A 22,904-nucleotide genomic window follows, 5' to 3' on the forward strand; every position below is an offset into this window, starting at 1 on the left:
GGAAATAGGAAGGCCGGTACTCCTTCTGCGCTGGTGGCCGCGGTCCGGGGCGACGTCTTTGTCGGCGTACATCCCGGTGTCTCTCACTAGATCGCTGAGGTGCCGCCGTCGACAACCAACTCCGTGCCGTTGACATAACTCGAGTCTTCCGAGGCGAGGAACAAAGCGGCCGACGCGATCTCCTCAGGGCGACCCATCTCTCGCCGCGGGATAACGGACTCGAACTGCACCTTCTGCTCCTCGGTCATCACCTGCGCCAACGCCGCCGTGCCAACCTGGCCGGGGGTCAGCACGTTCACTCGGATCTTCCTGTCCCTCAACTCCGACACCCACACACGTGCGTAGCCGGGTAGCACGGCCTTGCTTCCCGCGTACACACTCCAATTGGGGTAGCCCCGCAGCGATGCGTTCGACCCGGTCATCAGGATCGAGCCGCCGTCGTTGAACAGTGGCAGCGCCTTCTGGACCGTGAACAGTGTGCCGCGTGCGTTCAGCCAGAAGGCGTCATGGAAGTCCTCCTCGGTGATCTCGCCGAGCTTGCTCTGCTTGCCCACCCCGGCGCTTGCCCACAACACGTCGATCGCGCCCTTTTCCTGCTTGACCGTGTCGAACAAACGGTCCAGATCGTCGAGGTCGGCCGAATCGCCCTGCACGCCGGTCACGTTCCGCCCGATCAGTTCGACGGCTTCCTCCACCGCGTCCTTCCGTCGGCCCGTGATGAAGACGTGAGCTCCTTCGTCAACGAACAACTTGGCGCCGGCCAGCGCCATGCCACTTGTCGCGCCGGTGATTACCGCGACCTTGCCATCGAGTTTTCCCACGATCACTCCATTCATTCGATAGTGCCGATGTTATGTACACCGAACTGCATACTTAACGTATCGAACGGTTCGGGGGAATGCAAGCTATGCACACCGATCGGTACCCAACTGGGCTACGCTGGGTGTATGACGGAGTTGGAGAAGGGACCGAAAGGCCTGCGCCGCGGCCGGGGCGCACGAGAGCGCATCCTCGGCGCTTCACGACAACTGTTCCGCGATCAAGGCATCAACGGCACCGGCCTGGACCAGCTCTGCGCGGTGGCCCAGGTGTCCAAGCGCACGTTTTACCAGCACTTCACCAGCAAGGACGAGCTGATCGCCGAACACCTACGCCGGTTCGATCCCGACATCGCGCCCGAGGTGTTCGACCGCGCCGACCTCACACCTCGCGAACGGCTCCTCGCCACCTTCGACATCCACGCGCCCCTGTGCCCGTTCATCGCGGCGGCCGTCGAAATCCACGACCCGGGCCACCCCGCACGCGTGCACGCCCGCGACTACAAGAAGGCCTTTGCCGCGCGGCTCACCGAAACCGCGCGCGAGGCCGGCGCCACCAACCCCGAACAGCTCGGCGAACAACTGGCGCTGCTCTTGGATGGCGCTTCGGCCCGCAACCGAGTCCTCAACACCGAAACCTTCGCCACCGCCGCCGCCATCGCAGTCCTCCTCATCGACAACGCCATCCCCACCGCAGCGGCACCGCCCGACGCAGGCGGGAACCCGTCAGCCGGGACGGAGCCGCGCGCCGGCTCGCATCCGTTGGTCAGCCCGGCTGAAGTGCTCACCTCGCTAAATAGCTGACCTTCCTTGCGGTGTCTCGTTTTTAGAGAAACGATAAATCCCTCAGGGCACACTCCCCCTCGACTTCTGAGCGTCGCTGCTAGTCCGAGACAAGCTGCGGGACAGGAACTTCCCGCACCGAAAAGAGGTCGATGTCGCTGGTGGGAGACATCCGTCCAGTCGCAGCCGCGCTGCCCCGGGCGCTCAACCAGCCGGATCGCCGCCGCACCGGCCACCGAAAGTGCCTCACCAGGGCCGATACCCGACTCGTTGCGGGAACGGGAATTCTCGTCCGCCATCGCCGATTAGTAGCGAGTGACTTTGCACCCCACCGGATCTGGGCCGAGAATCGGGGTCTGGGAGCTGCCCCAGCAGCGACGTCACCGCATCTGAATCGAGCATCGTCCGAGGTCGGGGATATGTCACGTCCTGTGCGGGAGGCTGGACGGAATGTTGAGGATCGTCAAGGATCAGGTCGAGCCTGGCGTCGACAGCTTGAACCACAACTAACGGACGCTTCCCACATTCAGTAGCGACACTTATGTCGCTAAGTGTCGCTATCATGATGCCATGGCGACACTTGCCCCGATCACCTATGACACGTTGCGCTGGACGCCGAGTTCTGAGAGCCCATACTCCCGATCACGCCGAAGCGGGTCCTACCAGGCGGCCATCCCACCCTCTATCGCCGACCTGGACCTCGCGCTGGCACCCAGCGCGCTCGCCGACATGGAAGACGCCAGCCACGACATCACCCGCTTCGACGCTGAACTCGGCGGCGAGATCGCACCGTTCGCCGCCGTGCTGCTGCGATCGGAATCGGCAGCCAGCTCCCGCATCGAGAACCTCACGGCCTCGGCGCGATCGATCGCCGAGGCGGAGCTGCCCGGCGGGAAGGGGAAGCCGAACGCAGAACAAATCGTCGCCAACACCGCTGCCATGACCGCGGCGCTCGCACTGTCGGACACCGTCGATGCCGCAGCCATTCTGGCGATGCACGCTGCGTTGATGGGAGGCCAGCCGCGTCACACCCCGGGACAATGGCGAACCGAGCAGGTGTGGATCGGCGGAGGCAACAGTCCGCTGTCGGCACAGTTCGTCCCGCCCAGTCACACCCGCGTGCCCGCCGCCATCGACGATCTAATGACCTTCGCCGCTCGCGACGACGTTCCCCTGTTGGCCCAGATCGCCGTGGCGCACGCACAATTCGAGACCATCCACCCGTTCACCGACGGCAACGGTCGCACCGGCCGCGCCCTGGTGCAGGCCATGTTGCACAACAAGGGCCTCACTCGACAGGTCACGGTGCCGGTCTCAGCGGGGCTGCTCGCCGACACCGACGGATACATCGCCGCGCTCACCGCGTACCGCCACGGCGATGCCACACCCATCGTCGAGCGGTTCGCCGAGGCGAGTGCTCGGGCGACCACCAACGGCCGGCAACTGGTCACCGAACTGCGGGAGATTCGGGAGAGCTGGAACGACAGGATCACCGCCCGCGCCGACTCGGCGGTGTGGAAGGTCGCCGACCTGCTCACCCGGCGCCCGGTCATCAACGCCGTGCTGGTGCGTGACGAACTGGGCATCCGGACAGATCACCCACGCCGCTACCTCGGTCCGCTCACCGACGCCGGGATCCTCGTCGAGTTCACCGACCGGGCCCGCAACCGCGCCTGGCGCGCACCCGACGTGCTCGTCGCGCTCGACGGGTTCGCCGAGCGGGCGGGCCGACGAGGTTGATGGTCGGTCGGTCGGCCGGCCGGCCGCTGGTCAGTGGGTCTCGCGCGACGACGGCATGAACACCGACCGCTCGATCGGCGTAGTGCTCGGCGTCCGCCACGCTGATTACGTGGACCTCGCCGTCGTCGTCGTCGGCCACGACTGCAGCACCGACCACCGCCAGCGTTTCCAGCTCCGCCCCACCAGCCACACGGGGGTTCGGGTTTCGTGCTCGGAGTAGTACTCACCGAGACCGCTGTTGGCGCGCTGGAGATCCCGGCCGGCGCGCTCAGATGTGGTGGCGGTGTCGATGTAGTAGTTGATCGACCACCGCTTCAGCTTCGAGATTGTCAACAATGGCCTACTCGCTCACGGCCCGGGGAGTGGACGCATCTGCTGCGCCACAACCATTCTCGCACCCTTGTGCAAATGTGCCGATGCACTTTCTTGAGGGTGGCGGTTAGAGGCAGATATTCGTATGTACTTGGTATAAAACGGTTTTGGGATTCGATGGGAATGAGTGAGTGAGCTATGGGACTTAAATGAAAAGGGATTGGGTGTCGATGAGAATGGTTGAGATGGCGTCTTTGACGCGAGCGCGTTTCGCCGCGCCGACAAACCGAACGGGCGATTCGGGCCGACCAAAATAGCGGGGGTGGTGTCTGCAGGCCGACTTACAGTTGGATTACCCGAACTGGGGCGGACCGATGAGGAAGTGACCGCCATGGACGAGAACACAGACGACAAATGGCTTACCCGCCAGGAGCTCGCCGACCGATACGGACTGCCCGTGAAAACGCCGGCCGAATGGGCATCCAAGGGAACCGGCCCGCGCTACGCCAAGTTTGGCCGACATGTGCGCTACCTGTTGAGCGATGTAATTGATTGGGAAAGGAAGCAATTCGCCCAGGACAAGCGTCATACCGCTTGAATATCATGGGTTGATGATTGCTCGGACGCTCGACGTCGACAGCGCGACTGGCGCTGTCTGGCAACAGCAGGGGTAACCCATGGCAGGCAGGCCATCGCTCAGAATCGGTGATCACGGCAAGATCACCCGGATCCGCCTTGGCAATGGGACCTGGCTGGCCAAGTGCCGCTACCGAGACCGCGACGGCGTTACTCGTATCGTGCAGCGCGTCGGGCCGCTGGACGACTACGACCAATACGGAAGCTCGCGGAGGACGCACTCAAGGCAGCGCTCGTCGAGAGACGGCTGCCAGTTCAAGACGCGATCGGCTTGGCGACGCTGGTGTCGGCGCTCGTTCAAGAGCACCTCAAGCGTCTCGCCGAGGACGGGCGTTCGGCGCGAACTCTGGACACCTACGGGTACGCGGCTGCCAAGTTGCAAAAGTTCATCGGGGGCGTGCGTCTCGGTGAGACCACCCCCGCTCGCATCGACGCCGCGCTGCGGTCAATGCGAGCTGCGCACGGACCCGTGACGGCGCGGCAAGCCAAGACGATCCTGCACGGCGCACTTCACTTGGCGGTGATGGCGAACGTGCTCGGCAGCAATCCGGTGCGCGACGTGCAATCGATTAAATCCACGAGCCGGCCGAAAGGCGCCACGGCGTTGACTGCCCAGCAGCTCCGCAACCTACTCGACAAACTGCGGGTCTCCGAAGCGTGCCGAAACCATGACCTGGTCGATCCGATCACCCTGTTGATCGCCACTGGTCTACGGGAGTCCGAACTCCTGGGTCTGCTGTGGAGCGACTTCAACGCGGACGCCGGCACCCTGACGGTGACGGGAAAGGTAGGCCGCGCGTCGGGCCTAGGCCTCCAGCGCCAGGATACGGCCAAGAGCGAAGCGGGTCTGCGGACCCTGCCGTTGCCCCGCTTCGCCATCGACGTCCTGAAGGCACGGCGCCAACTGCCGTTCCTTGGCCAACAGCCGATGATCTTCTCGTCGACGGCCGGTACGTTCCGGGATCCGAACAACTTCAACAAGCAGTGGCGGCAGGTCCGCGACGATCTCGGCGTGCCGAACGTGACCACACACAGTTTCAGGAAATCGCTCGCGACCCTCATCGATGACAAGGGTCTCTCCGCGCGAATCGGCGCCGATCACCTCGGCCATACCAACGTGTCGATGACTCAGGACAAATACGTGAGCCGGGGCCGGGTTCACAGCCAAGTGGCCGACATGCTGGACCGGCTGGTCGATGAATCTGATGGCCAACACAACGCATAGGTGTATCCGCGTGCTTGCGCGGAGGAGTATGCGTTTCGTACTCTACAGAGATACGATTTGCGTACTCAAGGAGTGGACATGCCGCAGAGCCGCAGCACTCCGATACCGCCTGGCCTGACGCAGGCGCCGATGAAGACCATCCGCCCAAGAGATGCCAGCGGAATCTATGCCCATCCACGGGCTCAGTTGGTCCGGCTCAGTGAACGCGGACTTCTTCATCGGGTCGCCGACGGCTATTACATCGTCGTCCCGCAGGACATGGTGGGCCGTAACTGGACGCCGGGCCTGGAGGCGACAGCCGCGGGCATCGCGTCAGCAATCTACGGTCCATACGACGTCATCGTGATGGGTCCGAGCGCAGCACGGCTGCATGGGGCGATTCCCCGCGCGCTGGCCACTGCGACCATCGCCGTGCCTCGCCAGCACCGAGAGATCGAACTGTCAGATCGGCCGGCGGTCGTGCGGTTCGTCAAACGCGACACCGCCCGCCTGGACGCCGAGCTCATTGACACACCCCTGGGGGCGGCGTTGGTGACGACACCCGAACAGACCGTCCTCGACCTTGCCCATCGCCCACAACTGGGCGACGTCGAAGTCGACATTCGCTCTGCAGTGGCCGCGCTCTATGCGCGCAGCGACCAACAACGGTTGTCCATGCTCGCAACCCAACAACGGCGGACGGCGTCGCTACGGCGTGCCGAGACCTGGGCCCAGACGTGAACGGCAATGAACGCGATTTGGTGGCAGCACAATTCGGCGTGCCCACCGAACAAGTCGAGCGCGACCACCTCATTTCACACGTGCTCGCATTTCTCAGCACGACTGTTCGGAGACCGTGTTCACTTCATCGGCGGCACCGCACTGGCCCGTACGCACCTGCGGGACGGGCGACTCAGTGAGGACATCGACTTGATCGCCATCGACGATCGCAAGTCCGTAGCCGCGGCACTCGATGCCGCGCTCCCCCGTGCGTTTTCACGCACGCATGGTCGACTCACGCTGGAACCAACTCTGAGCAGCGTGGCGAGCACTCTCCCCGCAATTCTGCGATCACCGAGTGGGCTGTCCGTGAGAATCCAGCTGCTCTCCGCTCGGGATCGGGTGGTCTGGCCGTCCGAGCGACGGGCGATCGTCCAGCGCTATGACGACGCTCCCGCGGCCGAGTTGCTCGTTCCGACACTGCCCGCCTTCGCCGCGTCAAAGACGTCGACGTGGGCCGACCGGAAAGGTGCTCGCGATCTCTGGGACCTATGGGCTCTGAGCGAGCTGGGCGCAATCGACCGACAAGCCGCGGACCTCTACCGACGCTACGGTCCCACCAACCATCCGCCGACGTCACGACTGTTCACGTCCGCGCCAACCGACGCCGAATGGCAGGCCCAGCTGGCCGGGCAGACCCGCATCACGGTCTCTGCGCACCAGGCCGTCATAGCCGTGCGGGAAGCCTGGCGCGCGGCCGTCGCACCTATAAACGATGAATAAACGATGACTCGGCGAGACTGATCTTGAAAAACAGCCTCTGACGTAGGGCGACTGGGACTTGAACCCAGGACCAACGGATTATGAGTCCGCGGCTCTAACCAACTGAGCTACCGCCCCCTGGCGCGTGTGCGCGGCCACTATGGTCGCACGAGCCTGCCGGCGCCCGTCGCCGGCGATATCCGAACGCCGATCATGCTCAACCTCGTCGGATTAGGCTCCGACGGTGATCCGCTTCCTGTTGCGCGTCGTCGTCTTCCTCGGATCCTCGGCGATCGGACTGCTGGTGGCGTCGTGGCTGGTGCCCGGCGTGACCGTTCGGCCGCTCGCCTTCATCACCGCCGTGGTCATCTTCACCATCGCCCAGGCGATCCTCTCGCCGTTCTTCCTGAAGATGGCCAGCCGCTACGCGTCGGCGTTCCTCGGCGGCATCGGCTTGGTGTCCACGCTGGCGGCGCTGATCCTCGCGTCGTTGCTCACCCACGGGTTGAGCATCCGCGGCATCGGATCGTGGGTGGCCGCCACGGTCGTGGTGTGGCTCGTCACCGCGGTGGCGACGCTGGTGCTGCCGATGCTGATCCTGAAGAAGAAGGTCGGCTAGCCGTACACGGGCTGGCCGTCCAGCCCCAGGAAGTACCGCTCGGTCCCCTCCTCGACGCGCGGCGCGTCACCGCCCAGCGCGACCGCGATCTTGTTGGCCGCGTTGCGCATCACGTCGAGGGTGATCTCGAAAGCCTCGGCATCGGAGAAGTGCATACGCACTCCCGCGGCGACGTCTGGATCGATCTTCGACGGTCTCCAGATCAACGCGTCGACGTAGCGCAGCGCGGCCTTCTGACGCTCGTCGAGCAGAACGGACGACTCATACCGTTCGATGTCGGAGTACAGCGACTCGGTCCCGCCGGCGTCGAGGGCTGCACCCTCGCGCAGTGACTTGCACAGGCGGCAATTGTGCTGCACCGCGCCGCGCAGTCGCACCACCTCGGTCGTGACGGGATCCAGGGTGCGCAGAGCGCCGACCATCGGCGCGAACTGATTGAGCAGCAGGTCGACTGGATCCGTGTCGCGGTCCCACACGACGGGCTCGACGACGGGCGCGAAGCCGAGCGCGGTCAGGCCCTCCCGAACACGCGGCACGAAGTCGGCGATGAAGATCAAGGCAGCCATGCGGAATGCCTTGGTGCCCAACGCCGTCATGAACGCGGCGCGCTGCTCCGAGCTGATCACCGAAACGTCGACGGCGAACTGCTCGGCGAACTCGGCGACCAACGGATCGTCGTCGGCGTCACCCTGAGCAATCAGGGGTGGCAACGACAGCGCCTCAGCGCAGACCGTCCGCACCAGTGCGTTGAGGCCCGCATCGCCCTCGGGCGAGAGCGCCATCAACCGCGTCAGCATGCCGTACAACTGGTCGTCGTCCATACCGCGATTATTGCGCCTGACTCACCGAGGACATGTGGAAGTCGGGAATCCGCAGCGACGGCATCCTCGCGCGGGTGGCCCAGTCACCCCACTCCCGAGGCAGCGTGGTCTCACTGACTCCGGCCTCGGTGGCGCGACGCAGCAGGTCCAGCGGGCTCTCGTTGAAACGGAAGTTGTTGACGGCGCCGGTGACCTGGCCGTCCTCGATGAGGTACACACCGTCGCGGGTCAGACCCGTCAGCAGCAGCACGGCGGGATCGACCTCGCGGATGTACCACAGCGTGGTCAGCAGCAGGCCGCGCTCGGTGCGGCGGATCATGTCGGCCAGACCCGCCCAGCCTCCGGTCATCAACATGTTTTCCGCTGGCACGGCGACGGGGACGTCGAACTCCGCCGCCGCCGCCCGAGGGTAGGCCAGCGCGTTGATCGCGCCATCGCGAATCCAGTCGGTCCGACCGATGTCCATGCCATTGTCGAACACCGACACCCGCTCCGACGAGCTCGTCGCCGCCACGAACGGCGACGACTGCAGGCCCGATGCGGCCGGGTCCGAGTACAGCGTCAACCCAAGGTCGGTGAGCTTCTCCCCCACTCGCGTACCGCCCGGCGCGGACAGCGCGGTGCGGCCCTCCTGCGCACCGCGACCGTCCATGGACCAGCCGAGGTAGATCATCATGTCGGCGACCGTCGACGGCGGCATCAACGTCTCGTAGCGGCCGGCGGGCAGTTCGATGCTGCGGTCCGCCCAGCCCAGCCGGGTCGACAGTTCCTCGAGCATGGAATCGGTTGGCACGTCGACGAAGTCGGGTGTCCCGACGCCCACCCAGGCGCTGGCGCCATGGCGCTTGGCGTTGATCTCCACCGACCCGGTCGGCTGGGTGTAGCGCCGACGCAGGCCGCTCGAGGTGGCCAGGAACGTCGTCTCCAGCTCGTGGCGGGCGAAGCCGTACAGGCGGTCGCTGCCACGAAACGCGCTCGCCAGGCTCTTCGCCACTTCGGCGAAGGCATAGGCCGCGGTCTCGGGAACGGGCGCATCCCAGTCGTACGGGGTCTCGGTACCTGCCAGCGTCGGCGCGTTGTCACGCGCCTCCGGAGCCGAGCGGGCAGCCTCCTGCGACGCGGCCACCAGTGCGGCGACCGCCGTGGGATCGACCTCGCTGGACTTCACGGAGCCGACGTGTGCGCTCTTACCTTGGCGGACAATCGATATCACGGTCGTGTCTCGACTGAGAGATTCGCCGTTGGTGGTCATCGAGTTGCCCGCCCACCGCAGCGATGCCGTCGCCCGGTCGGTGACCAACACGATCGTCTCGTCGGCTCCACCGCGACGCGCAGCCTCAGCCAGGACGATCCCGACGACCTCCGGTGCCCTGATCATCGGCGCCTGCTCGATTCGACCTCTTCGCTGGTGCTCATCGACCGGCCTCCTCCCGGGTGTTCAGCACGTTGATCCCGCGGAAGAGTGCCGACGGGCAGCCGTGACTGACCGCCGCCACCTGCCCGGGTTGCGCCTTGCCGCAATTGAACGCGCCACCGAGGCGCCACGTCGACGGCCCTCCGACCGCTTCCATCGCCCCCCAGAAGTCCGTCGTGGTGGCCTGGTAGGCGACGTCGCGCAGCTGCCCATCGAGCCGCCCGTCGCGAATCCGGTAGAACCGCTGGCCGGTGAACTGAAAGTTGTAGCGCTGCATGTCGATCGACCACGACTTGTCCCCGACGACGTACACGCCGTCCCGCACGCGGGCGATCAGGTCGTCGGTGCTCAGATCCTCGACGCCCGGCTGCAGAGACACGTTGGCCATCCGCTGGATCGGCACGTGGTGCGGCGAATCGGCGTACGAGCAGCCGTTCGACCTGGCCTCACCGAGTCGCGGCGCGAACACCCGGTCGAGCTGGTAGCCCACGAAGACGCCGTCGCGCACCAGGTCCCACTTCTGCGCGCGGACGCCCTCGTCGTCGAATCCAATTGTCGCAAGACCGAATTCGACGGTCCGGTCGGCGGTGACGTTCATCACGGGTGACCCGTAGCGCATCACGCCGAGCTTGTCAGGCGTCGCGAACGACGTGCCCGCGTAGGCCGCCTCGTATCCGATCGCCCTGTCGTATTCGGTCGCGTGACCGATGGATTCGTGGATGGTGAGCCATAGATTGGACGGGTCGATCACCAGGTCGGTCGGTCCCGCCACCACGGTCGGCGCCTTGGTCCTCTCGGCCAGCAGGGACGGCAGTTCGGCGAGCTCCGTCGACCAGTCCCAGACGTCGTCGCCCGCGAGCACCTCCCAACCCCGCGCAGTCGGCGGAGAAAGGGTGCGCATCGTCTCGAACGAGCCCGCAGCGGCGTCGACGGCCACCGCCTCGAACGTGGGCTGCACGCGCACCCGCTGCTGGGTGATCGACGAGCCGAACGTGTCGGCATAGAAGGTCTGCTCCTTGACGGCCTGCAGGCCGGCGGAGACGTGGTCGACACCGTCGGCGGCGAGCAAGCGCCCCGAGTATTCGTCGAGCACGGCGATCTTGTCGGCGGCCGCCAGGTCGAAGGGGTCGACGCGGTAGTCCGACACCCAATGGAGGTCGGTATACACCGGCTCGGGCGCGAGCTCGATGCGCTCGGCGTTGAGCGGCGAAAGGGTGCTGGCGACGCGCACCGCACGGCGCGCGGTCTCTGCGGCCACCGACGGGTCCAGCTCGGCGTGCGATGCGAATCCCCAGGTGCCGTCCACGATGACCCGGACCGCAAGCCCGATCTCGCGGCCGACGACCGACGTCTCGAGCTCGCCGTCGCGCAGTTGGACGATCTCGGTGGTGATGCGGTGGATCCGCAGGTCGGCGTAGCTCGCGCCTGCGGACGCTGCCGCCGACAGCGCTGCGTCGGCCAGCTGGTGACGCGGCAGTGCGAGGAAGTCGGCATCAACACGTCGGCGCGCTGTCACGCCTCCACCGTAGTGGCAACGTCCTCGAGCGGGCCGGATGACCTTTAATGAGCGGGTGGGTCGCCTGCGCAATCGCAATACCGTCGTGGGCTACACACTGCTCGCCCCCAGCCTCTTCGGCGTCGTCACGTTCCTGCTGTTGCCGATGCTCGTGGTGCTCTGGCTGAGTCTTCACCGCTGGGATCTGCTGGGGTCGATCGACTATGTGGGGCTGGGGAATTGGCGGTCGGTACTGGGTGATCCGTCCTTCGGCACGTCGATGCTCGTCACCCTGATCTTCATTCTGGCCGTGGTACCCGTGCAAACGGTGCTGGGATTGTTCGCGGCGACGATGCTCGCCCGCAATCTGCCGGGTAGCGGTTTCTTCAGGACGCTCTACGTGCTGCCGTGGATCTGCTCACCGCTGGCCATCGCCGTGCTGTGGAAGTGGATCCTCGCGCCTACCGACGGCGCGTTGAGCACCGTGCTCGGGCGTCCCGTCGAGTGGCTCACCGATCCCGTCCTCGCGCTGCCCGTCGTCTCCGCGGTCACGGTCTGGACCAACGTCGGCTACGTGACGCTGTTCTTCCTCGCGGGCATCCTGGCCATCCCGCGTGAGGTGCAGGACGCGGCCCGCACGGACGGCGCCAACTCCTGGCAGCGGTTCCGGCGGATCACACTTCCGATGTTGAGGCCGACGCTGTTCTTCGTCCTCGTCACCGGAATCATCAGCGCCGCTCAGGTTTTCGACACTGTGTACGCCCTGACCGACGGCGGCCCCCTGGGCCGCACCGACCTCGTCGCCCACCGCATCTACGCCGAGGCCTTCGGCGCCGCCGCGGTCGGGCGCGCCGCAGTGATGGCGGTAGTGCTGTTCGCGCTGTTGCTCGGGGTGACGCTCGTCCAGCATCAGTACTTCCGGCGCAGGATCAGCTATGACCTCGTTTAGGCCAGGCCGGGCGGCCTCCAATGCGGCGATCTACCTGGTGCTGGCCATCCTCGCGGTGATCACGTTGGTCCCGTTCGGACTCGGCCTTCTGACGTCGTTCACCTCGGCGCGCCAGTTCAACACCTCCTCGCCGCTGTCCGTACCCGCTCCGCCGACGTTCGCGAACTACCTCGGTCTGGTCGACGCCGGATTCGGTCGGGCACTCGTGGTGACCGCCCTGATGACCGCCGTCATCCTGGTGGGGCAGCTGACCTTCTCGGTGCTCGCCGCGTATGCGTTCGCGCGGATGGAGTTCCCCGGCCGCGACACCCTGTTCTGGTTGTACGTCGCCACCCTGATGGTGCCTGCGACCGTGACCGTGGTGCCGCTGTACCTGATGATGGCCGAAGTCGGTCTGCGGAACACCTTCTGGGCGCTGGTGCTGCCGTTCATGTTCGGCTCGCCGTACGCGATCTTCCTGCTGCGGGAGTATTTTCGCACCATCCCCGCGGATCTGATCAGGGCCGCGCGCATCGACGGGGCCAACACCCTCGACGTCATCGTGCACGTGGTGCTGCCCGCCAGCCGACCGGTGCTGGTCACCTTGGCGCTCATCACCGTCGTCTCGCAGTGGAACAGCTTCATGTGGCCGCTGGTGATCACCAGCGGCGGCAAGTGGCAGGTGCTGACCGTGGCCACGGCGGGACTGCAGTCGCGGTACGACGCGCAGTGGACGCTGGTGATGGCGGCGACAACGGTTGCGATCGTTCCCCTGATCGTGGTGTTCGTCGCGTTCGGCCGCCAGGTCGTCCGCTCGATCGTGGTCACGGGGATCAAGTGATGCACCACTTCGCCGTCGAGTCTGCGCACAGATCGCGGTGTGGGCGAAGTTCGCGATCTGTGCGCAGTCTCGGCGGGAGAGCGTGGGGGTCGACGTGACGAAGCCCAAGTTCTCGACGCTGTTCGTCGGCGCGCTCGCTCTCGGACTCGCGGTGCTGCTGGCCGCCGCCGTGCTCCTCGGCGGGTCGGGCGAGCGGACCGGCAAGACGGTGGTGACGGTGCGACTGTGGGACGAACAGGTTGCGGCCGCCTACCGCGAGTCGTTCGCCGAGTTCAGCCGTGAGCACCCCGACATCGAGGTGCGCGTCAACGTCGTCGCGTACTCGTCCTACTTCGACGCCCTGCGCACCGACGTCGCGGGCGGCGGCGCGGACGACGTGTTCTGGCTGTCCAACGCCTATTTCGCCGGTTACGCCGACAACGGCAAGCTGCTCGACATCGGGAAGACCCTCGGGCCCGAGGCGGCGCGAGGCTGGGACGGGCCGGTGGTGCAACAGTTCACCCGCGACGGCGTGCTGTGGGCGGTGCCGCAGCTGACCGACGCCGGCATCGCGGTGTACTTCAATGCCGACCTGCTCAATCAGGCGGGTGTCGACCGCTCCGAGTTGTTGGGGCTGCGCTGGTCACCCGGTGGCCCCTCTGCCGGTGACACCCTTCGACCGTTGTTGGCCCGGCTGACCGTCGACGCAGACGGAAACCATGCCGACACACCTCGATTCGATCCGTCCAGGGTCAAGCAGTGGGGATACAACGCCGCCAACGACCTGCAGGGCATCTATCTCAACTACATCGGCTCGGCGGGCGGCCTGTTCACCGACGGCGACCGCTTCGCCTTCGACAACCCCGCGGCGGTTCAGGCGTTCGAGTATCTCGTCGGCCTCATCAACACCGACCACGTCGCTCCCCCTCCAGCGGATACCAATGACAACGGCGACTTCTCGCGCAACCAGTTCCTGGCGGGACGGATGGCGTTGTTCCAGTCGGGCACCTACAACCTGTCCGCGATCGCGGAGGCAGCGCCGTTCCGATGGGGGGTGACGATGTTGCCGACGGGCCCGACCGGTCGCGTCAGCGTGACCAACGGCATCGCCGCCGCAGGCAACGCCGCCTCGCCGCATCCCGACGCCGTGCGCAAGGTCCTCGCGTGGATGGGCAGCACCCGCGGCGACGGGTTCCTCGGGGCCGGGGGTGCCGCGATCCCCGCGGTGATCGCCGCTCAGCCCGCCTACTTCGACCACTGGGCGGCACGGGGCGTCGACGTCAACCCATTCTTCAAGGTGCTCGACGGACCTCGCATCGCGGCGCCGGGCGGACCTGGCTTCCCTGCCGGTTATCAGGCTTTAAGGCCGTACTTCGACGAGATGTTCCTCGGGCGTCGAGACGTGCCCGCCAGCCTCGCCGACGCGCAGGTCGCGGCGAACGCGGCGGCAGATCGCTAGGTAGTCGCCAGCGGGGTGAGCAGTTCGACCACGACCGACGCACCGCACGCGGCGACAACGACCGCCGCCGCGATGCCGTCGATCCACGTCGGCCGTGACGGCAATGCGGAGATCTGCCCGGCACCACCGCGTGCGGTGATCGCATCACCCATCTCGTCGGCGCGGCGCAGCGCCACCGTGACGGCCGCCGCGAGCAGATCGATGATCTCCCTCGACATCCGGTGTCGCCGTTCCCGGGAGGTGACGGCAGGCTCGCGCGGCCGGAGCTTGCGCGCGGCGAACAGCACGCGGAACTCGTCGATCAGCATGGGAAAGGCGCGAAGCGCCAGCGACAGCGTCACCGCCCAGTCGTCGACCGGGAGGCGCAGGAGCCGCAGCGGTCTGCCGATCTTCGCCACCGCAGGCGCGATCTCGGCGACGTTGGTGGTCCACGACACCAGGCCGCCGAGTCCGAGCAGCACGATCGAGAGAACGGTCAGGTGCAGGAAGTTGAACAGTCCGCCGAGCCCCAGGTCCACCGACCCGATGGTGAGGTGGGGACTTCCACCGGCGAACGACGCGGTCAGCGCGCCGAAGAACAGCACGCCCCACAACCAGCGCGGAACAGACGGCAACACGCCACGGGGAATGCGGGCGATCCACGCCGCCACCAACACGAGCGCGCCTACCAGCGCGATCGGCACCCACCCCGGATAGAGCGTGAGCAGGACGCCGATCGCCGCGACGGCGAGGAGCTTCGTGCCCGCCCAGAGCTCGTGGACGACAGTGCGGCCAGGCACCGGCCGCAGCAGCACGACCGGCCGTGGGGGGCGCGCGGTCGCGGTCACGCGACACCTCCGGCCGCCGTGGGCGCCGGCGTGACGGCGCCGCCTCGCAGGTGCAGCGTGCGCGGGCACAGTCCCTCGAGGCCGGAGAAGTCGTGCGAGATGACGATGACGGTCAACCCGGCGTCCCTGCGCAGTGCCGACAGCAGCCCCAACAGCCCCCGCTGACTGGCGGCATCCAAGCCGGCCAGCGGCTCGTCGAGGATCAGCACCCGCGGCGAGCGGGCCAGCAGACCCGCCAACACGACCCTGCGCATCTGGCCACCGCTGAGTTGATCGATGCGCCGCAGCCCGATGGCGGGGTCGAGGCCGACCTTGGCCAGTGCGTCGACGATCTGGGAGTGGTCGTAGTAATCCAGCCCGGAGGCCGCGGCGATCTCCATGTCCACGCGCCCGCGCATCAGCTGCAATCGGGCGGCCTGGAACGAGATCGCCACGGCGCCAACCTGATCCACCACAGGCCTGCCGTCCAGCAGGCAGGTACCGGAGGTCGGCGCCAGCAGACCCGCCATGATCCACGCCAGCGTTGACTTGCCCGATCCGTTGAGTCCGTGGATCAGCACGCCGTCGCCCTCGTTGACGACGAGGTCGACGTCACGCAGTGCGGTCGACGCCCAAGGCGTTCCCGATCCGTACTCGTGCCCGACGCCCGTCAATTCCAGCAGAGGCGACCCGTCACGGCGGGCGTGCGCACTGGTCGGCACGGGGGCGGGTGCGGTGCTGACCATCACGACGTTGTCCGCGGTGCCGCCGCTCCCGGTCAGGTCGATGATCCGATCGGCCGACTCCGCCTCGTCGTTGTAGTGCGTGATGTGCACCAACGACATTCGATGATTCTTCGTCAACCCCGACAGGACGGAGATGAGCCCCTCGCGGCCCTGCTGGTCGACCATGCTGGTGACCTCGTCGGCGATCAGTAACGCCGGTTCACGGGCCAGCGCACCCGCCACGGCGAGTCGCTGGAGCTCACCGCCGGACAGACCGCCGGTGTCGCGCTCGGCCAGCCCGTCCAGTCCGACCTCGGCGAGCAGTCCGTCCACGTCCGTGGTGGCGCCCGGCGGAAGCCCGAAGACGACGTCGTCTGCGACGCGGGTGCCGAGGACCTGGCTCTCGGGATGTTGCAGGACGACGGCGGTCCCGCCAGCCTTGCCGAGGCCGACGGCGCCGGGCCGGTCGACGGTTCCCGCGGTGGGCGAGCGCCCCGACAGAAGAAGCATCAACGTCGTCTTGCCAGACCCGTTGGGGCCGGTGACGGCGACGTGCTCGCCCGCGTCGACGGTCAAGGACACCGGGCCGAGGGCGTCGTGGTTCGCGCCGTCGTACCGGAAGCGCACGTCGCGCAGTCGGGCGGGCACCGGCCCAATGGGCGCGGGATCGTCGACGAAGTCGAGTTTGTGCACGTCCGGGACGCCGGACAGCCGCACGAGGACCCGGGACAGGGCCCACCACCCGATGAGGGTGACCATGCCGATGCTCAGGATGCTCGATCCGATGATCAGGACGGGCCAATACGTCAGCACGGTCGCGAAGTCGCCCCGCAGGCGCTGTGCGAACCCCTCGAGGCCGGAGAATCGATCGAGCATCGCGGCGATTCCGTTGGCGTTGGCGGTGAAGGACTTGAAGACCAGCTCGCGGATGCGGGAGAAGACCATCAGGAACAGGACGCCCGCCAGACCGAACAACCCGCCCGCGATCAACGCCGCGATCGTGATGGTCGGCGCGCCGCGCCCGCGGCGTTTGACGATGCCGGTCAAGCCGCCGATGTAGGCGCAGTTGAAGACCGTCATCAATCCGCCGAACCCGGCGATGAGGAAGGCGATCGTGCCTCCTGCGACAGTCGCGGCGATCAACACCCGGAAGCGGTGGCGATAGGCGAGCAGGCCCATGGGGACGGTGCCGAGCACCGAGAGTCCGGCCGCAAAGGGGACGACGACGGCGATGATGGCGGTTGCGGCGCTCAGTGCGGCCATGACTGCAGCATGTGCCAGCTCGTCGGGGTGCATCGATCCTGCCCGACGGGGTGCGCCCGAGCCGGTCCCGCTACCGCTCTGCGCCATTTCTCGATTCTGCCAGCTGTCGACCGAGAGGATTCTCAGCGCGCTGTGACCATGTCCACGGTGCGTCTGTGTTTGATCTACATAGAATTTCTATGTAAATTTGGGACATGCCCTCCTCAACTGCGACCGGCACCGCGCTCGCGGCCGATCTGTTGTCCGTGGTCGCCAGGCTCAACCGACTCGCCACCCAGCGCGTCAAGCTCGAACTGCCCTTTGCCCAGGCCCGTCTGCTGTCGACGATCGAGGACCAGGGCGCAGCCCGGATCTCCGACCTCGCAGCCTTCGATCACTGCTCGCAACCGACGATGACCACCCAGGTCCGTCGCCTCGAGGACGCCGACCTGGTGTCCCGCATCACCGATCCCGCCGACGCCCGCGCCGTGCTGATCAGCATCACGCAGAAGGGCAGGGACGTGCTGGACCGGGTGCGCACCGACCGCGGCGCGGTCGTCGACCCCTATCTGGATCGTCTCGAGGACGGCGACCGCCGGGCTCTCACCGACGCGGTCCGCGTCATGCGCGCGATCCTCGAGGACGCGCAGGAAAACCGCTGAATTCCATCGACAACTGAACCGCCAACCGAAAGAGGAGTGGCCGCCCATGTGGCGTCAACCCAAGGCCGTCTGGGCCGTCGCCTTCGCGTCCGTCGTCGCCTTCATGGGCATCGGCCTGGTGGACCCGATCCTCAAGCCGATCGCCGACAACCTCCACGCGACGCCGTCGCAGGTGTCGCTGCTGTTCACCAGCTACATGGCCGTGATGGGCGTCGCGATGCTCATCACCGGAGTGGTGTCCAGCCGCATCGGACCCAAGCGCACCCTGCTGATCGGGCTGGTGATCATCATCGCCGGAGCGGGACTGGCCGGCATGTCGGAGTCGGTGATGGGAATCGTCGGCTGGCGCGCGCTGTGGGGCCTGGGCAACGCACTGTTCATCGCGACGGCGTTGGCCACGATCGTCAACTCCGCCCGCGGCTCGGTGGCCCAGGCGATCATCCTGTACGAGGCCGCGCTCGGGCTCGGCATCGCCGTCGGGCCTCTCGTCGGCGGGGTGCTCGGCTCGATCTCTTGGCGCGGCCCGTTCTTCGGCGTCTCGGCGCTGATGGCGATCGCGCTCGTCGTCACGGTGTTCCTGCTGCCGGCGACCCCTCCCGCCGCCCGCGCCACCAGCCTGGTCGATCCCCTACGCGCGTTGAAGCACCGTGGTCTTCTGGGCGTCGGAATCACCGCGCTGTTGTACAACTTCGGCTTCTTCACGCTGCTGGCGTTCACGCCCTTCCCACTCGACATGAGCGCACACCAGATCGGCCTGATCTTCTTCGGCTGGGGTCTGGCCCTGGCCTTCACGTCGGTGGTGGTGGCGCCGCGTCTGCAGCACCGGTTCGGCACCGTGCGGGTGCTCATCCTCAACCTGCTCGCGTTCTCGCTGCTCCTCGCCGTGATGGCGGTCGGCACCGACTACCGGGCGGTGCTGGCGACGTGCGTCGTGTTGGCGGGCCTGTTCATCGGCGTCAACAACACCCTGATCACCGAGACGGTCATGAAAGCAGCCCCGGTCGAACGTGGCGTCGCGTCAGCGGCCTACAGCTTCCTGCGGTTCGGCGGCGGCGCCGTGGCACCGTGGCTGGCGGGCGTTCTCGGTGAGACGTTCAACGCGCACCTGCCGTTCTGGGTGGGCGCGGCCGCCGTGCTGTTGGGTGCGGGCGTCATGCTCGCCACGCGTCCGCACCTCAAGCACATCGACGACGAGGAGACGCCGGACGAGGAGGCGCGGGACCAAGCCGTTGCCCTCGCCGTCGGCAGCGACAGCTGAATCGAACTCGCCGACAACCGCATACGCTCCGGCGCGGTCGGGCAGACTGGGCGACCATGAGTGTGCTGACCGTGGTCTCTACCACGCTAGTGCCGGTTGCGTCCGTTCTATCGACTGCGGCCGTGGCGATTTGGACCAAGCGCATCGACGCCAGAACCAAGCGAGACGACAGGGCCCACGAGCTCGTCCTCGACTACGAGAAGCGCGCGGGGGCAGACAAGAAGGCCGTCTTGAAGTCCCTGATCTCCGCGACCCTGCACCTCAAGCGCGGAGCAGAGGGGCTCGTGGGCGCCGATGTCAGTCCCAGCGACCGGCGGGCCGAAGCCATCAGGCAGCTGTACGAATTCCGCACCCGTCTGGGTCTCGACGACGGAGTGGCCGAGCTGATGATCTACGCCGCCGAACCCGTTCGCGACCTCACCGAATTGATACTCGACGAGTGGGACCGCCAGTTCCGCGAGCACGGCTACTCGCTGGCCCAGCTTGATACGTGTAAGAAGCAGTTGGTCCAGGCAGCCGTCGACGCCCCGCCGATCGACGGCCAGTCGGTGGTCGAGGGACAGCAGAGGTGGACGGAGCTGAAGAACGAAGAAACCACGTGGCTCAAGAAACTCGGCGATGAGTCGGGCCTTGACGTCGACTCGCTGGTCGCGCTTTGCGAACGCACGCTCAAAGCTGCCCACAAAGACCTCCGTGGCGGTTACGGCGTAGAGCATTGAGTGTCCGCAGCTGAAAGGTCAACCGGGCGGCGAATCGTGGCCACACTTGGGTCCCCTTGCGCCGCCGACTGATTCGAGTGGTCGGATGGCCTGGACCAGGCGTTAGCCGACCGCCGCTCCGATGAGCATGCCGACGACGTAGGTCGCACCGATCGCGATCCCTCCGAAGGCCAGCTGCCGAACCGACCCGAGCCAGAGGGGCTTTCGCGTGAAGCGGGCCGCGACACCCCCAGCAACCAGCAGACCGACGCCACCGCACGCCAGGCCGGCCCACAGCGAAGGGAAGCCAAGAAGATACGGGAGCAGCGGGATGATGGCACCGACCGCGAACATCAGGAACGACGCGCCCGCCGCGACCCACGGTGACGGCTTCTCGCTCGGGTGGACGCCGAGCTCCTGAACCAGATGGAAGTTCAGCGCCCGACTCTCGTCGCGGTGGATCTCCTCGGTGGCCTTGACGGCAGTGTCCTCGGTGAGGCCCATGGCGACCAGCATCTCGACCAGTTCGGCCCGCTCCTCCTTCGGGTACTTGCGGAAGGAACGGCGCTCGACGCGCACCTCGGAGTCGAGTTGCTCGTTGGCCGTCGTGATCGACGTGTACTCACCCAACGCCATCGAGAACGCACCCGCGAGCAGACCTGCGACGCCGGCCAGGAGCACGGCATGCGCGCTGGCGCTGGCCGCCACACCCGCGATGAGCGCGGTGTTGCTGACCAAGCCGTCCATCGCGCCGAAGGTGGCCGCCCTCAACCACCCACCGGACACGTCCGCATGGCGGTGGTCGATCTGGTGCGGTAGGCCGGCCATGGGCTGGGCGGAATCCTCCTCGGTCATGGCGTCGATTCAACGCCCGCCATTGTGAGCCGATGTAGTCAGGTTTACCTGGGTTTGCAAAGTCACAGTTTGCCGAGTGCCGTTGCGGGCTACCGTTCGGTTATGACGACAACCGCCGATCATGTCCGCAACGCTCTCGACGGCCGTTGGCTCGACATGAAGAACCGGATGCGCAAAGAACTCTCCTCCGAGGTCTTCAAACCGCACTACACGCCGAACACCGTCATCGCCCGCACCAAGGTCGCCGAGCAGCTGAGGATCATGGCCGCCAACGGCGCCGCCGAGGACGGATTCAAGAAGGAGCACGGCGGCAACGGCGATGTCGGGGCCGCGGTGACACAGATCGAGATGCTGGCGATGTCGGACCTGTCTCTGATGGTGAAGGCCGGCGTGCAATGGGGTCTGTTCGGCGGTGCGATCGAGAACCTCGGCACCGAGCGCCACCACCAGGCGTACGTCAAGAAGCTCATCGACCTCGAACTGCTGGGCTGCTTCGCGATGACCGAGACCGGTCACGGCAGCGACGTCCAGGCGCTGGAGACCACCGCCACCTACGACCCGGACACCCAGGAGTTCGTCATCGACTCCCCCACGCGCACGTCCCGCAAGGACTACATCGGCGGGGCCGCTCAGACGGCAAGGGTCGCGGCCGTCTTCGCGCAACTGATCACCGACGGGGAAGGCCACGGCGTGCACTGCTTCGTGGTGCCGATCCGCGACGACGACGGCAACGACCTGCCCGGAATCACGACCTCGGACTGCCACTACAAGGGCGGGCTGCCCGGCGTCGACAACGGGCGCATCCAGTTCGACCAGGTGCGCATCCCGCGCGAGAACCTGCTGAACAAGTACGCCGACGTCGCGGAGGACGGCACCTACACGTCGCCGATCGAGAACCCGGGCCGTCGGTTCTTCACCATGCTCGGCACCCTCATCCGCGGTCGCGTCACCGTCGGTGGCAGCGCCGGTGCGGCGGCGCGCGTGGCACTCGACATCGCCACCCGATATGCGTTGGAGCGCAGGCAGTTCGAGGCACCCGACGCCGAACAGGAGGTGCTGATCATGGACTACCTCGTGCATCAGCGCCGGCTGTTCCCGTTGATCGCGAAGTCGTACGCCCTGCAGTTCGCGCAAAACGAACTGGTGGCCAAGTGCCACGAGCTGCAGACCTCAGACGACCCGGACGCCGAGGAGCAACGAGAACTCGAATCCCGCGCCGCAGGCCTGAAGGCCGCCAACACCTGGCACGCCACCCGCGCCATCCAGGAGGCGCGCGAAGCGTGCGGCGGTGCGGGGTATCTCGCGGAGAACCGACTGATCGCGCTCAAGGCCGACACCGACGTGTTCACCACGTTCGAGGGCGACAACCACGTGCTCACCCAGTTGGTGGCCAAGGAATTGCTCACCGCCTACGCCGACGACGTGAAGAGCATGAGCCCGGCGCAATGGGTGCGGTTCGCGGCGAACTTCGCGGGCGAGCGGGTGTTGAAGCGGACCGCGGCACAGACGATCATGCAGACGATCGTCGACTCGCGGGAGGACAACGAGGAGGAGGGCTCGCTGTTCAACCGCGGCACGCAGGTGAAGATGTTCGAGGACCGCGAGGGGTACATGCTCGCGTCCGTGGCGCGTCGGCTGCAGGGCAAGTCCAAGGAAATGTCGCCGTTCGACGCGTTCAACGCCGTGCAGGACCACGTGCTGCATGCCGCGAAGGCACACATCGACCGCATCGTCCTCGAGGCGTTCGTCGCGGGCATCGACACGTGCGAGGACGAGCAGGCCCGCGTGATCCTCGGCCTGGTGTGCGACCTGTATGCCCTTTCGGTGATCGAGGACGACAAGTCGTGGTTCATCGAGCACCGCTTCCTTTCCACCGAGCGCTCCAAGGCCGTCACCCGCGCCATCAACGACAGGTGCCGCAAGCTGCGCCCGCACGCCGAGCTTCTGGTCGAGGGCTTCGGGATCCCCGAGCAGCTGAGGTACGCCGAGATGCTGCACCCCGAACACATCCCCGACGCCGACGAGCACGAAGAGCAGAACGCCGGATAGTCGCCCGGCCTCCCCGCCGAAATAGCATTCCCTGTCGTTGAACGCGCGGTTCAACGACAGGGAATGCTATTTCGGCGG

At 66.6% G+C, this 22,904-nt stretch carries 22 protein-coding genes and 1 tRNA gene; 14 read left to right on the forward strand and 9 right to left on the reverse strand.

Annotated features, from left to right (window positions below; genetic code table 11):
* Positions 1 to 86: 86 nt before the first annotated feature.
* Positions 87 to 821: an SDR family NAD(P)-dependent oxidoreductase gene (locus QOI01_RS11915; protein WP_526381104.1), complete on the reverse strand. Its 735-nt coding sequence runs from the start codon at positions 819 to 821 to the stop codon at positions 87 to 89.
* A gap of 126 nt (positions 822 to 947) precedes the next feature.
* Between QOI01_RS11915 and QOI01_RS11920 the strand changes: the two genes are divergently transcribed.
* Both QOI01_RS11920 and QOI01_RS11925 read left to right on the forward strand, forming a co-directional pair.
* Entirely contained in the window at positions 948 to 1,622 is a 675-nt protein-coding gene (locus tag QOI01_RS11920) for a TetR/AcrR family transcriptional regulator (protein ID WP_526381106.1), read from the forward strand.
* Between the two features lie 549 nt (positions 1,623 to 2,171).
* Positions 2,172 to 3,341: a Fic family protein gene (locus QOI01_RS11925; protein ID WP_526381108.1), complete on the forward strand. Its 1,170-nt coding sequence runs from the start codon at positions 2,172 to 2,174 to the stop codon at positions 3,339 to 3,341.
* Between the two features lie 105 nt (positions 3,342 to 3,446).
* On the opposite strand, the gene QOI01_RS11930 is transcribed toward QOI01_RS11925, so the two are convergent.
* Entirely contained in the window at positions 3,447 to 3,674 is a 228-nt protein-coding gene (locus QOI01_RS11930; RefSeq protein ID WP_526381144.1) for a hypothetical protein, read from the reverse strand.
* Between the two features lie 370 nt (positions 3,675 to 4,044).
* Between QOI01_RS11930 and QOI01_RS11935 the strand changes: the two genes are divergently transcribed.
* The 4 genes from QOI01_RS11935 to QOI01_RS11950 all read left to right on the forward strand — a co-directional run bounded on the left by QOI01_RS11935 (position 4,045) and on the right by QOI01_RS11950 (position 6,996).
* Entirely contained in the window at positions 4,045 to 4,251 is a 207-nt protein-coding gene (locus QOI01_RS11935) for a helix-turn-helix transcriptional regulator (protein ID WP_526381110.1), read from the forward strand.
* Between the two features lie 309 nt (positions 4,252 to 4,560).
* Entirely contained in the window at positions 4,561 to 5,514 is a 954-nt protein-coding gene (locus QOI01_RS11940) for a site-specific integrase (RefSeq protein WP_526381112.1), read from the forward strand.
* A 78-nt stretch (positions 5,515 to 5,592) separates the two neighbouring features.
* Positions 5,593 to 6,234, forward strand: coding sequence for a type IV toxin-antitoxin system AbiEi family antitoxin domain-containing protein (locus tag QOI01_RS11945; RefSeq protein WP_526381113.1), 642 nt, complete (start codon positions 5,593 to 5,595; stop codon positions 6,232 to 6,234).
* 6 nt (positions 6,235 to 6,240) lie between these two features.
* Entirely contained in the window at positions 6,241 to 6,996 is a 756-nt protein-coding gene (locus QOI01_RS11950; RefSeq protein ID WP_526381115.1) for a nucleotidyl transferase AbiEii/AbiGii toxin family protein, read from the forward strand.
* 43 nt (positions 6,997 to 7,039) lie between these two features.
* On the opposite strand, the gene QOI01_RS11955 is transcribed toward QOI01_RS11950, so the two are convergent.
* Positions 7,040 to 7,113: transfer RNA gene (locus QOI01_RS11955), tRNA-Ile, on the reverse strand.
* A gap of 106 nt (positions 7,114 to 7,219) precedes the next feature.
* On the opposite strand from QOI01_RS11955, the gene QOI01_RS11960 reads away from it, so the two are divergent.
* Positions 7,220 to 7,594: a phage holin family protein gene (locus tag QOI01_RS11960; RefSeq protein WP_526381117.1), complete on the forward strand. Its 375-nt coding sequence runs from the start codon at positions 7,220 to 7,222 to the stop codon at positions 7,592 to 7,594.
* On the opposite strand, the gene QOI01_RS11965 is transcribed toward QOI01_RS11960, so the two are convergent.
* From QOI01_RS11965 to QOI01_RS11975, 3 genes are read right to left on the reverse strand one after another with little or no spacing between them, the layout of a single operon-like run.
* Complete coding sequence (locus QOI01_RS11965; protein ID WP_526381119.1) at positions 7,591 to 8,415, reverse strand: carboxymuconolactone decarboxylase family protein; 825 nt, start codon at positions 8,413 to 8,415, stop codon at positions 7,591 to 7,593. The genes QOI01_RS11960 and QOI01_RS11965 overlap by 4 nt on opposite strands.
* A 7-nt stretch (positions 8,416 to 8,422) precedes the next feature.
* Positions 8,423 to 9,793, reverse strand: coding sequence for a metallopeptidase TldD-related protein (locus tag QOI01_RS11970; RefSeq protein WP_526381121.1), 1,371 nt, complete (start codon positions 9,791 to 9,793; stop codon positions 8,423 to 8,425).
* A 34-nt stretch (positions 9,794 to 9,827) separates the two neighbouring features.
* Complete coding sequence (locus tag QOI01_RS11975; protein ID WP_526381122.1) at positions 9,828 to 11,345, reverse strand: metallopeptidase TldD-related protein; 1,518 nt, start codon at positions 11,343 to 11,345, stop codon at positions 9,828 to 9,830.
* 37 nt (positions 11,346 to 11,382) lie between these two features.
* Between QOI01_RS11975 and QOI01_RS11980 the strand changes: the two genes are divergently transcribed.
* The 3 genes from QOI01_RS11980 (at position 11,383) to QOI01_RS11990 (ending at position 14,531) form a co-directional block, all read left to right on the forward strand.
* Positions 11,383 to 12,273 carry a carbohydrate ABC transporter permease gene (locus QOI01_RS11980; RefSeq protein WP_526381124.1) on the forward strand — a complete coding sequence of 297 codons (891 nt, stop codon included), beginning with the start codon at positions 11,383 to 11,385 and terminating at the stop codon, positions 12,271 to 12,273.
* Positions 12,260 to 13,093, forward strand: coding sequence for a carbohydrate ABC transporter permease (locus QOI01_RS11985; protein WP_526381126.1), 834 nt, complete (start codon positions 12,260 to 12,262; stop codon positions 13,091 to 13,093). The genes QOI01_RS11980 and QOI01_RS11985 overlap by 14 nt, the downstream gene beginning before the upstream one ends.
* Positions 13,094 to 13,187: 94 nt before the next feature.
* A complete protein-coding gene (locus tag QOI01_RS11990; protein WP_526381128.1) occupies positions 13,188 to 14,531 on the forward strand; it encodes an ABC transporter substrate-binding protein in 1,344 nt (447 codons plus the stop codon).
* Here QOI01_RS11990 and QOI01_RS11995 read toward each other — a convergent pair.
* Complete coding sequence (locus QOI01_RS11995) at positions 14,528 to 15,358, reverse strand: energy-coupling factor transporter transmembrane component T (protein WP_526381130.1); 831 nt, start codon at positions 15,356 to 15,358, stop codon at positions 14,528 to 14,530. The two genes, QOI01_RS11990 and QOI01_RS11995, sit on opposite strands and share 4 nt — an antisense overlap.
* Positions 15,355 to 17,412 (reverse strand): ABC transporter ATP-binding protein, encoded by a 2,058-nt coding sequence (locus QOI01_RS12000; RefSeq protein WP_526381132.1) that lies wholly within the window; start codon positions 17,410 to 17,412, stop codon positions 15,355 to 15,357. Before QOI01_RS12000 ends, QOI01_RS11995 begins: the two co-directional genes overlap by 4 nt.
* A gap of 107 nt (positions 17,413 to 17,519) precedes the next feature.
* On the opposite strand from QOI01_RS12000, the gene QOI01_RS12005 reads away from it, so the two are divergent.
* The 3 genes from QOI01_RS12005 (at position 17,520) to QOI01_RS12015 (ending at position 19,943) form a co-directional block, all read left to right on the forward strand.
* Positions 17,520 to 17,966 carry a MarR family winged helix-turn-helix transcriptional regulator gene (locus tag QOI01_RS12005; protein ID WP_526381134.1) on the forward strand — a complete coding sequence of 149 codons (447 nt, stop codon included), beginning with the start codon at positions 17,520 to 17,522 and terminating at the stop codon, positions 17,964 to 17,966.
* A gap of 46 nt (positions 17,967 to 18,012) precedes the next feature.
* Positions 18,013 to 19,224, forward strand: coding sequence for an MFS transporter (locus tag QOI01_RS12010; RefSeq protein ID WP_526381136.1), 1,212 nt, complete (start codon positions 18,013 to 18,015; stop codon positions 19,222 to 19,224).
* 122 nt (positions 19,225 to 19,346) lie between these two features.
* Positions 19,347 to 19,943: a hypothetical protein gene (locus QOI01_RS12015; protein WP_526381138.1), complete on the forward strand. Its 597-nt coding sequence runs from the start codon at positions 19,347 to 19,349 to the stop codon at positions 19,941 to 19,943.
* A gap of 102 nt (positions 19,944 to 20,045) precedes the next feature.
* On the opposite strand, the gene QOI01_RS12020 is transcribed toward QOI01_RS12015, so the two are convergent.
* On the reverse strand, positions 20,046 to 20,777 hold the full coding sequence (locus QOI01_RS12020) for a VIT1/CCC1 transporter family protein (protein ID WP_526381140.1): 732 nt from the start codon (positions 20,775 to 20,777) through the stop codon (positions 20,046 to 20,048).
* A 102-nt stretch (positions 20,778 to 20,879) separates the two neighbouring features.
* On the opposite strand from QOI01_RS12020, the gene QOI01_RS12025 reads away from it, so the two are divergent.
* The gene (locus QOI01_RS12025; RefSeq protein WP_526381142.1) at positions 20,880 to 22,826 is read left to right on the forward strand and encodes an acyl-CoA dehydrogenase family protein; all 1,947 of its coding nucleotides are present in this window, start codon (positions 20,880 to 20,882) and stop codon (positions 22,824 to 22,826) included.
* Positions 22,827 to 22,904 lie beyond the last annotated feature (78 nt).

This window comes from Mycobacterium sp. (assembly GCF_032162605.1).
GTDB lineage: Bacteria > Actinomycetota > Actinomycetes > Mycobacteriales > Mycobacteriaceae > Mycobacterium.

Bases quoted from the DNA above. Each gene is read 5' to 3' on its own strand.
- QOI01_RS11965 (WP_526381119.1), bottom strand. From the start codon at position 8,415: ATGGACGACGACCAGTTGTACGGCATGCTGACGCGGTTGATGGCGCTC.
- QOI01_RS11970 (WP_526381121.1), bottom strand. From the start codon at position 9,793: ATGATCAGGGCACCGGAGGTCGTCGGGATCGTCCTGGCTGAGGCTGCG.
- QOI01_RS11925 (WP_526381108.1), top strand. From the start codon at position 2,172: ATGGCGACACTTGCCCCGATCACCTATGACACGTTGCGCTGGACGCCG.
- QOI01_RS12005 (WP_526381134.1), top strand. From the start codon at position 17,520: ATGCCCTCCTCAACTGCGACCGGCACCGCGCTCGCGGCCGATCTGTTG.
- QOI01_RS11950 (WP_526381115.1), top strand. From the start codon at position 6,241: ATGAACGCGATTTGGTGGCAGCACAATTCGGCGTGCCCACCGAACAAG.
- QOI01_RS12010 (WP_526381136.1), top strand. From the start codon at position 18,013: ATGTGGCGTCAACCCAAGGCCGTCTGGGCCGTCGCCTTCGCGTCCGTC.
- QOI01_RS11980 (WP_526381124.1), top strand. From the start codon at position 11,383: ATGACCTTTAATGAGCGGGTGGGTCGCCTGCGCAATCGCAATACCGTC.
- QOI01_RS11920 (WP_526381106.1), top strand. From the start codon at position 948: ATGACGGAGTTGGAGAAGGGACCGAAAGGCCTGCGCCGCGGCCGGGGC.
- QOI01_RS11985 (WP_526381126.1), top strand. From the start codon at position 12,260: ATGACCTCGTTTAGGCCAGGCCGGGCGGCCTCCAATGCGGCGATCTAC.
- QOI01_RS12020 (WP_526381140.1), bottom strand. From the start codon at position 20,777: ATGACCGAGGAGGATTCCGCCCAGCCCATGGCCGGCCTACCGCACCAG.
- QOI01_RS12000 (WP_526381132.1), bottom strand. From the start codon at position 17,412: ATGGCGCAGAGCGGTAGCGGGACCGGCTCGGGCGCACCCCGTCGGGCA.
- QOI01_RS12025 (WP_526381142.1), top strand. From the start codon at position 20,880: ATGACGACAACCGCCGATCATGTCCGCAACGCTCTCGACGGCCGTTGG.
- QOI01_RS11935 (WP_526381110.1), top strand. From the start codon at position 4,045: ATGGACGAGAACACAGACGACAAATGGCTTACCCGCCAGGAGCTCGCC.
- QOI01_RS11945 (WP_526381113.1), top strand. From the start codon at position 5,593: ATGCCGCAGAGCCGCAGCACTCCGATACCGCCTGGCCTGACGCAGGCG.